The 9,534-nt window shown below is 72.1% G+C and carries 9 protein-coding genes; 8 read left to right on the top strand and 1 reads right to left on the bottom strand.

Annotated elements, in window-relative coordinates; all coding sequences use genetic code 11:
* From KMS84_RS36120 to KMS84_RS36090, 7 genes are all read left to right on the top strand, one after another.
* On the top strand, window positions 1–244 hold a 244-nt coding region (locus tag KMS84_RS36120), incomplete at its 5' end, for an elongation factor 1-alpha C-terminal domain-related protein (RefSeq protein WP_438819027.1).
* 119 nt (window positions 245–363) lie between these two features.
* The gene (locus KMS84_RS36115) at window positions 364–1,470 is read left to right on the top strand and encodes an aliphatic sulfonate ABC transporter substrate-binding protein (protein ID WP_256920767.1); all 1,107 of its coding nucleotides are present in this window, start codon (window positions 364–366) and stop codon (window positions 1,468–1,470) included.
* Between the two features lie 28 nt (window positions 1,471–1,498).
* Window positions 1,499–2,350 (top strand): ABC transporter ATP-binding protein, encoded by an 852-nt coding sequence (locus KMS84_RS36110; RefSeq protein ID WP_438819026.1) that lies wholly within the window; start codon window positions 1,499–1,501, stop codon window positions 2,348–2,350.
* On the top strand, window positions 2,337–3,230 hold the full coding sequence (locus tag KMS84_RS36105) for an ABC transporter permease (RefSeq protein ID WP_256920765.1): 894 nt from the start codon (window positions 2,337–2,339) through the stop codon (window positions 3,228–3,230). Before KMS84_RS36110 ends, KMS84_RS36105 begins: the two co-directional genes overlap by 14 nt.
* Window positions 3,231–3,328: 98 nt before the next feature.
* Entirely contained in the window at window positions 3,329–3,532 is a 204-nt protein-coding gene (locus tag KMS84_RS36100; RefSeq protein WP_256920764.1) for a hypothetical protein, read from the top strand.
* Window positions 3,533–3,605: 73 nt separating this feature from the next.
* On the top strand, window positions 3,606–5,384 hold the full coding sequence (locus KMS84_RS36095) for an ABC transporter ATP-binding protein (RefSeq protein WP_256920763.1): 1,779 nt from the start codon (window positions 3,606–3,608) through the stop codon (window positions 5,382–5,384).
* Between the two features lie 104 nt (window positions 5,385–5,488).
* Window positions 5,489–7,474: a multicopper oxidase family protein gene (locus tag KMS84_RS36090; RefSeq protein ID WP_256920762.1), complete on the top strand. Its 1,986-nt coding sequence runs from the start codon at window positions 5,489–5,491 to the stop codon at window positions 7,472–7,474.
* 185 nt (window positions 7,475–7,659) lie between these two features.
* Here the strand turns inward: KMS84_RS36090 and KMS84_RS36085 are convergent, their stop codons facing one another.
* Window positions 7,660–7,896 carry a hypothetical protein gene (locus KMS84_RS36085; RefSeq protein WP_256920761.1) on the bottom strand — a complete coding sequence of 79 codons (237 nt, stop codon included), beginning with the start codon at window positions 7,894–7,896 and terminating at the stop codon, window positions 7,660–7,662.
* Between the two features lie 270 nt (window positions 7,897–8,166).
* On the opposite strand from KMS84_RS36085, the gene KMS84_RS36080 reads away from it, so the two are divergent.
* Window positions 8,167–9,342: a glycosyltransferase gene (locus tag KMS84_RS36080; RefSeq protein ID WP_256920760.1), complete on the top strand. Its 1,176-nt coding sequence runs from the start codon at window positions 8,167–8,169 to the stop codon at window positions 9,340–9,342.
* Window positions 9,343–9,534: the final 192 nt, after the last annotated feature.

Genomic DNA, 9,534 nt, shown 5'->3' with positions numbered 1-9,534 from the left:
CTCCCGCCTCACCCTCGACGACCTGTCCCTGCACCCGCACCCCGGACACCTCGCCGCCAACGACATCGGCCGGGTGAGGATCCGCACCGCGCAGCCGCTGCCGGCGGACTCCTACGCCGACTCCCGCCGCACCGGCTCCTTCATCCTGATCGACCCGTCCGACGGCACCACCCTCACCGCCGGCATGGTCGGCGAGTCCTTCGCACCCGCGAAACCCGCCGCCGACGACCCCGGCCACGGCTGACGGGACGCCGGACCGACCCGCGCGCACCCGCCCGCCGACCGTCCCCCGGCCGGGCCCGACCGGCGTGTCCCCGCGCCGGCGCGGCCGTGACCGCCGGGGCCACCGAGAGGACCCCTCCCGTGTCTGCCACCACCGCCTTGCGCCGCGCCCTCGCGGCCCTGACCGTGCTGCCGCTGCTGCTCCTGGCCGGCTGCGGCTACGGGTCCCGTGCCACGGACGAGAGCGCGGCGAAGATCGCCCCCCAGGCGCAGAAGACCGACGGCCTGGACTCCGTCAGGATCGGCTACTTCGGCAACGTCACCCACGCCACCGCGCTGGTGGCCCACCGCAAGGGCTTCTTCCAGAAGGAGCTGGGCGCCACCGAGGCGAAGTACGCGGTGTTCAACGCCGGTCCCTCGGAGATCGAGGCGCTGAACGCCGGTTCCCTCGACATCGGCTGGATCGGCCCGTCCCCGGCGATCAACGGTTACACCAAGTCCGACGGCAAGAGCCTGCGCATCATCGGCGGTTCGGCCTCCGGCGGGGTGCGACTGGTCGTCGACCCGGACCGGATCAGGTCCGTCAAGGACGTCAAGGGCAAGCGGATCGCCACCCCGCAGCTCGGCAACACCCAGGACGTGGCGTTCCTGCACTGGGCCGCCGAACAGGGCTGGACGATCGACCCCATGACCGGCAAGGGCGACGTCACCCTCGTCCGCAGCGACAACAAGGTCACCCCGAACGCCTTCAAGGCGGGCTCGATCGACGGCGCGTGGGTGCCGGAGCCGACCGCGTCGAAGCTGGTCGCCGAGGGCGGCAAGGTGCTGCTCGACGAGGCGTCGCTGTGGCCGCACGGACGGTTCGCCACCACGAACGTCATCGTGTCGCAGCGCTTCCTCACGGCGCACCCCAAGGCCGTCGAGGCCGTGCTGAGGGCGTCCGTGGAGACCAACCGGTGGATCAGGGCCCATCCCGCGCAGGCCCGGGCCGCCGCCAACGAGCAGATCGGCCTCGACACCGGCAAGGCGCTGCCCGCCGAGGTCATGGACCCGGCCTGGAAGTCGCTGGAGGTGACCGACGACCCGCTGGCCGCCACCCTCGCCGCGCAGGCGGACCACGCCGTCCGGGCCGGCCTGCTCGACCACCCCGACCTGCGGGGCATCTACGACCTCACGCTGCTCGACAAGGTCCTCGCGGCCGGGGGCGAGGCCCCCGTCGACGACGCCGGGCTCGGCGTCCGGCGGTGAGCCCGCACCACGACCGACCCACCAGGAGGTGACGACCATGACCACGACCCTCGCCGAGGCCGCCGCGACCACCGCGGCCGCCGCGACCACCCCGGCCCATTCGGGCGCCCCGGGCGCCGAGGCCGCCGGGAGTGCCGCGTGCGCCGCACGGATCTCGCACGTCTCGAAGTCGTTCCCGGGCCCCGCCGGGAGCCAGCTCGTCCTGGACGACATCAGCCTCGACATCGCGCCCGGCGAGTTCGTCACCCTGCTGGGGGCCTCCGGCTGCGGAAAGTCCACCCTGCTGAACCTGGTGGCCGGACTGGACGCACCCAGCCGCGGCCGCATCGACACCGACGGGCGTCCCGCCCTCATGTTCCAGGAACACGCCCTGTTCCCGTGGCTGACCGCGGGCAAGAACGTCGAACTCGCCCTGCGCCTGCGCGGCGTGCCGAGGTCCGAGCGCCGCGAGCGGGCCGAGGAGCTGCTGGAGCTGGTCCGGTTGAAGGACGCCCACGGCAAGCGGGTGCACGAGCTGTCCGGCGGCATGCGCCAGCGCGTGTCCATGGCCCGCGCGCTCGCGCAGGAGAGCCGGCTGCTGCTGATGGACGAGCCGTTCGCCGCCCTCGACGCGATCACCCGGGACGTCCTGCACGACGAGCTGACCCGCATCTGGCGCGAGACCCGCCTGTCGGTCCTGTTCGTCACGCACAACGTGCGCGAGGCCGTGCGCCTCGCCGAGCGCGTGGTGCTGCTGTCGTCGCGCCCGGGACGCATCGCCCGCGAGTGGACGGTGGACATCCCGCAGCCGCGCCGCATCGAGGACGCCGCCGTGGCGGAACTGTCCGTCGAGATCACCGGGGAACTGCGGGAGGAGATCCGCCGCCATGCCCGGCACTGACACCTTCGCCAGGGGGGACGGCAGCGACCTCGCCGGCCTGGAGGCGGGCCTGGACGCGCTGGAGACGACGCCCAGGGCGCGCAGGCCGATCCGGCGGACGCTCACCGAGAAGGTCCTGCCGCCCGTCATCGCCGTCGCGCTCGTGCTGTCCGTCTGGCAGGCACTGGTCTCCTTCGAGATCGTCGACGACCGGACCAAGCTGCCCGCCCCCGCCGACGTGTGGCACGTGCTGCGGGAGGCCTGGCTGAAGGGCGAACTGCTCGGTTACATCTCCACGTCCGTCTCCCGCGGCCTGCTCGGCTTCCTGCTCGCCCTCGCCGTCGGCACCCCGCTGGGACTGCTGGTGGCCCGCGTGCGGTTCGTGCGGGCGGCGATCAGCCCCCTGCTCTCGGGGTTGCAGTCGCTGCCGTCGGTGGCGTGGGTGCCGCCCGCGGTGATCTGGCTGGGCCTGAACAACCGGATGATGTACGCGGTCGTCCTGCTCGGCGCGGTCCCCTCCATCGCCAACGGACTGGTCTCCGGCGTCGACCAGGTGCCCCCGCTGTTCGAGCGCGCCGGACGCACCCTGGGCGCCACCGGCCTGCGGGGCACCTGGCACATCACCCTGCCCGCCGCCCTGCCCGGATACGTCGCGGGGCTCCAGCAGGGCTGGGCGTTCTCCTGGCGCTCGCTCATGGCCGCCGAGATCATCGCGTCCTTCCCCGACCTCGGCGTCGGCCTCGGCCAGCTGCTGGAGAACGGCCGCAACGCCAGCGACACCGCCATGGTCTTCGAGGCGATCCTGCTCATCCTCGTCGTCGGCATCACCATCGACCTGCTGATCTTCAGCCCGCTGGAACGCTGGGTCCTGCGCAGCCGCGGACTGCTCGTCAGGGACTGACTCCCGCCTCGAGCGGGGCTCGACCGATCGCCAGCCACTCCTTGAGAGGCGTCGCCCAAGGTGGCGGTGAAGGGTTGGCCGGCGAAACGGAGACCGACATGCGGGCACGGCGTTCATCCGCCCTCAGGGCGATCGGCAGGAGCCTCGGCGAGGGGGTCATGTGGATGGGACTCGGCTGGTACGCGACGCATCTGCCCGACCCCTGGCCGCAGTACGTGGTCCCGCCCGCCGAACTGCCCGGCCCGGCCCCGGTGTCGGAGGAGGAGTTCGTCCGGTGGGCCGCGCTGGTCGACGAGCTGTGAGAAGCGAGCACGGCCCCCGACGCGCGCCCCTCGTCCGGACTCGACCGAAGCCACCGAAGACAAGGAGACCAGGGTGACCACCACCAGGTCGGCCACTGCCCACGCTCCCGTGCAGAAGCGGCGCGTGCTCAAGCTGTTCCGCCCCTACCGCAGGAGCCTGCTGTCCGTCGCGCTCCTGGTCGCGGCCTCGTCGCTGGTCTCCCTCGTCAACCCCTTCCTGATCCGCGAGATCATCGACGTGGCGCTGCCGCAGGGCCGCACCGGACTGCTGTCCGCGCTGGCCCTGGGCATGATCGTCGTCGCGGCCGCGAACAGCTCGTTCAACGTGTGGCAGACGTACCTGTCCGCCCGCGTCGGCCAGCTGGTCATGCACGATCTGCGCACCGCCGTCTACTCCCACCTCCAGCGCATGTCGCTCGCCTTCTTCACGCGGACCCGGACCGGTGAGGTCCAGTCCCGCATCGCCAACGACATCGGCGGCATGCAGGTGACCGTGACGACCACCGCGACGGCGCTGGTGTCGGACGTGACGACGGTCGTGGCCACCGTCACCGCCATGGCCCTGCTCGACTGGCGGCTCACGCTGGCGTCGCTGATCGTCCTGCCGGGCTTCGTGTGGGTGAGCCGCCGCGTCGGCGACGAGCTGCGCGTCCTCACCCGGTCGCGGCAGCGCCAGTTCGCCGACCTGTCGTCCAACGTGCAGGAGTCGCTGTCGGTCAGCGGCATCATGCTCGGCCACACCATGGGCCGTTCGCGTTCGCTCAGCGACGCGTTCGCCGCCCAGTCCCGCAAGCTCACCGACACCGAGGTCCGCGCCAGCACGGCGGGCCTGTGGTACCAGTCCACCATCTGGGTCGTCATGGCGGCCATGCCCGCGGTGATCTACTGGGTGGCGGGGCTGACCGCGAGCGGCGGCCACATGGCCGTCTCCATCGGCGAGCTTGTCGCCTTCGCCACCCTCCAGCAGATCCTGTTCCGGCCGGCGCAGCGGCTGCTGACCATCGGCCTGGACATCCAGAGCTCGCTGGAGCTGTTCGGCCGCATCTTCGAGTACCTCGACCTGCCCGTCGACGTCGCCGAACCGGAGCGGCCGGTGACGCCGAAGAGCCTGCGGGGCGAGGTACGGCTGCGCGGCGTCGGCTTCCGGTACGCGGGCGCCGAACGGCCCACGCTGGACGGCATCGACGTGACGGTGCCCGTCGGGCGCAGCCTCGCCGTCGTCGGGGAGACCGGCTCGGGCAAGACGACGCTGAGCTACCTCATCCCGCGCCTGTACGACGCCACCGCCGGCTACGTCACCATCGACGGCGTCGACGTGCGCGACCTGTCCTTCGACACGCTGGCCACCGCGGTCGGCGTCGTCTCCCAGGAGTCGTACCTCTTCCACGCCTCGGTCGCCGACAACCTGCGCTTCGCCAAGCCCGACGCGACCGACGAGGAACTGGTCGCGGCGGCACGGGTGGCGCACATCCACGACTACCTGATGTCCCTGCCCGACGGCTACGACACGGTGGTCGGCGAGCGGGGGTACCGGTTCTCCGGCGGCGAGAAGCAGCGCCTGGCGATCGCCCGCGCCATCCTGCGCGACCCGCCGGTCCTGGTCCTCGACGAGGCCACCAGCGCCCTGGACACCCAGACCGAGCGGGCCGTCCAGCTGGCCATCGACGCGGCGAGCGCGGGCCGCACCACCATCACGGTCGCGCACCGGCTGTCGACGGTCCGCAACGCCGACGAGATCATCGTGCTGGAGCGGGGCCGCATCGCCGAGCGCGGCACCCACGACGAACTGCTCGCCCTCGGCGGCCACTACGCCACCCTCGTCCGCCGCGACACCGAGATGGCGGCCGTGTAGAGCACGGCGCCCCGGCGCAGGCCGGGCTTGCGGAATTCCCCACACCCCTTTCCTGGACGTGATGTCGAGCGGCTCTACAGCACCCATTGCCTACCATCCGGCGAATGGAGACTGCGTCTGCCGAAACACCGGAACCGCCCTTTCTCAAGCGGCGCACCCTGCTGCGCGGCGGTGCCGTAGCGGGCCTCGGTGCGCTCATGCCCGCGTACTCCGTCCTCGCCGCGCTGGACGCCTCGGAGGCCTCGGACGCCCCGGCCGCCGGTGGCGCCGGCGGCGCCGAGCCGTCGGCGGGCGGACTGCTGCTGACGAAGTTCAAGGACCCGCTGCGCACCCCGCCGGTGCTGCGGCCCGTCGCCCGCGGCGGTCACGACGAACTGACCGTGCGCATGCGCACCGCCGACGTCCGGCTGCACTCCGAACTGCCCCCGGTGCGGATGTGGACCTACGAGGGGAGCCACCCGGGCCCCACGATCGAGGTGGTGCGCGGCCGCCGGCTGCGGGTCGCCTGGGAGAACCACCTGACGGGGAGCATCCCGGTCACCGCCGTCGACTTCGGCGTGCCCGGCGGCCCCGCCCCCGACCCGCTGTCCAACTACCCCGGCACCCAGGGCTGCCGTGAGGTCCCCGGGGTCGCGGGCCTTCAGCCGTGGGCCGCGGTGCACCTGCACGGCATGCTGACCGGAGGCGGCAACGACGGCTGGATGGAGAACCTGGTCGGCCCCGGCGACGTGCAGCTGTCGGCCTACCCGAACGACCAGCCCGCCACGACGCTCTGGTACCACGACCACACCCACCACGTGAGCCGCTTCAGCGTGTACGCGGGCCTCTCCGGCCTGTTCGTCTGCCGCGACGAGGAGGAGCGGGCGCTGGGCCTGCCCCGGGGCAGACACGAGGTGCCGCTCGTCCTCGGCGACCGCAACTTCGCGCTGGACGACTCGGGCGCGCTCACCGGCCGACTGGTCCACAAGGTGGAGATGGTCGGCACCAAGCTCATGCGGGTCCACGCGGCCCCGTACACGCTGGTCAACGGCGTGATCTGGCCCTATCTCGACGTCGACCCGCGCTGGTACCGGTTCCGGATCGTCAACACGGCCAACGCCCGCATCTACCGGCTGATGCTGCTGGCCGACGGCCGTCCCGTCCCGGGCGCCTTCCAGGTCATCGGCACCGACCAGGGCCTCATCGACAAGCCGCTGCCGGTCGACGGCGCGCTCAACCTCTCCTCCGGCGAACGCGTCGACGTCCTGGTCGACTTCAGCGCGTTCCGCGGCCGGTCCCTGAAGCTGGTCAACACCATCGACGGCGTGCCGCCCGGCGAGTCCAGCCCCCGCAACGACCTGCTGGAGCCCGACGTCATGCAGTTCCGCGTCGCCGACCGCGGGTCCGCCGGCCGGTTCACGCCGCCCGCCGTCCTGTCGTCCACCTTCGAGCGGCCCACCCACCACGACCTGCCGCACGACAGCGCCCCCCGGTGGGTGGTGCTGGTGGGCCCGGGCGCGGCGAACATGCCCGAGTTGTGGGAGATGGAGGAGGTGCCCGCGGCCGACGCGGCGGGCCTCACGCTGCCCACCGCCGGGATCGTCCAGCTCAAGGACGCCGAGGGGACCGTCACCACGCTGCGCCGCACGGCCATGGGCTACGACGACGGGCGCGCGTTCACCGTGGCGCACGACAGCGTGGAGATCTGGAAGTACCTCAACCTCGCCGCCTCCCCGCACCCCATGCACATCCACCTGGCCCACTTCCACGTGCTGTCCCGCGAGAACTACGACGTCAGCGGGTTCGACCGCACGGTGCGCGGGTCGGCCAGGCCGGCCGCGTACCTGGGGGCGGCGCCGCTGGAGCCGCACGAGCGCGGGGTGAAGGACGTCGTCCGGGTGGGCACGGCGGGACAGATCCGGCCCGGCCCGACCGGCACCCCGGGTGAACTGGTCACCGTGGCGGCCCGCTTCCCGGTCGTCGGCCGGGGGGTCCACCACTGCCACATGCTGGAGCACGAGCAGCACATGGTGCGCCCCCTCGTGGTGGCTCCCGCCGCCCCCGGCCACATGGACGGCGACACGGGCGGCCATGCGGCCGGCCACCACTGACGGCCGCGGCCGTCAGTCACGGCCGGCAGCACGACGAGTGCCCGCGGCGGTGGTCGGCGCGGGCACTCGGGGGGCCTGACGGGGGCTGGACTGGGCTGGACGGGGCTGGACTGGACTGGGCTGGGCCGGGTGCCCGGCGGCGTCCGTGCGCGGCGAAAGCCTGGGTGTGCCGGCCGCCGGCGCGGTCAGGCGGCCTTGCGGACGATCTCCACGGCGCCGGCGTCCAGCAGCGTGCGGACGGAGGCGTCGCCGTCGGCGACGTCCAGGTCCATGTCGTGCAGACGGCCGATGACGTTCTGCACGACCTTCTCCGGCTGCGTCTTCTCGGTGCCCTCCCAGACCAGCTCCGGGAAAACGGTCAGATAGACCTTGTCGTTGCCCTGGCTGTAGATGTTCACTTCCATGACGTCACGGAGAGCCATCCGGGCTTCGTAGATCAGGCTGTTCATGTGCCACCGACTTTCGGTATCCGGTTTCTGAGGCTTCCTGGCCACACGTACGGACCTCATGATGGTCAGCGGCCGGAGCGTGCGCAACGAAGTCCGGAGAATACCGCGTTCAACTGCGGGAAATCCGCGATTGAACGGGGTTGCTAATTGCCGGTGTTTGACAGGGAAAGGCCGCGCTGCGGACCATCGGAACAGTTCGCAATTGCCGCAGGCCCGCATCCCACAAAAAGCATCCGGAGTGCCATGAAAATCCTGTTCATCACCACGGGCAGTCAGGCCACCTACTATGCCGCTGCCCCGCTGGCGACGGCCGCGCGCAACGCGGGCCACCAAGTCGTGCTGGCCGCCCACGAGCCGTGGGTGGAGACCGCGGAGGCCATCGGCCTTCCCACGTTCTGTTTCACCGTCGACCCGATCCGGCACTTCATGCGGATCAGCAACCCGGGCAAGGGGCTGCGCTTCCCCCGGGAACTGGGCGACGAGGAGATGTTCGGGCAGGGCCGCGGCTTCGCGCAGATGGGGCTGGCCGGGGTGAAGTCCCTGCTGGAGCTGGCCAAGGACTGGACCCCGGACGTGGTCGTGGGCAGCTCGCAGAGCTACGCCGCGATGCTGCTCGCCGCCCACCTGAAGGTCCCCTACGTGCGCCACATCGAGTACCTGGGCATCCCGCTCACGGGCATCGACCCGGGCGCCGAGGCGGAGCTGCGGCCGGAGATGGAGCGCCTGGGCGTGGACGGGCTGCTCAAGCCCGACCTGCTCCTGGACTCGACCCCGCCGTCGCTGCGGCCCTCGCACGACCCGGACGCGCAGGCGATGCGCTGGATCCCCAGCAACCCGCAGCGCCGGCTGGAGCGCTGGATGTACACCCGCCCCGAGGGGCGCAAGCGCGTGGTGATCACCTCCGGTTTCCGCAGCCTGATGTTCCGCGACCCGGGCTGGTCCATGCCGCTGCTGGTCAAGGAGCTGAACAAGCTGGGCGCCGAGGCGCTGATCGCGGCGAACCCGGGCGCGGTCGAGCGGTTCGGCGCCGAGCTGGGCGACGCGCGCGTCGGCTGGATCCCGATCGACGTCACCGCCGCCACCTGCGACCTGGCGGTCCACCACGGCGGCGCGACCACCGCCACCACGCTGATGGCCAACGGCGTGCCGCAGCTGGTCATCCCGGAGAACCCGCCGGAGTTCCCGCCGAACTACCACCGGGAGGCCATCGCCAAGGCCGTCACCGACTTCGGCGCCGGCCGGACGCTGTGGCCGCAGGCGCAGGAGCCCGACAAGGCGCCCGGCGAGGTCATCGCCGCGGCGTGCAAGGAACTGCTGGAGAACCCGAGCTACACGGAGCGCACGCAGTTCATCGCGAAGGAGATCTCGACGCTGCCCACGCCCGCCGAGATCGTGCCCAAGCTGGAGGCGCTGGTCTGACGGGCCGGCACGTCGGCCCCGGCAACGCCGGTCGCCCCGGCACCGCGGAGGAATCCTCCGTCGGTGCCGGGGCGACCGGCGTTGTGCGCGTGCTGCGTTGAGCGTCGTACGGCTCCTTGTGCGGTCGTACGCCTCGTGCGCGGGAGAGGAGGCGGGCACGTGCGCGGGGAGGGCGCCCACGCGGGGGAGGGG

The sequence above is a fragment of the Streptomyces hilarionis genome (assembly GCF_024539675.1).
GTDB classification, from domain to species: Bacteria; Actinomycetota; Actinomycetes; order Streptomycetales; family Streptomycetaceae; genus Streptomyces; species Streptomyces hilarionis.
The sequence above is the reverse complement of the archived record's forward strand: the minus strand, read 5'-3'. Positions and strand labels throughout refer to the sequence as shown.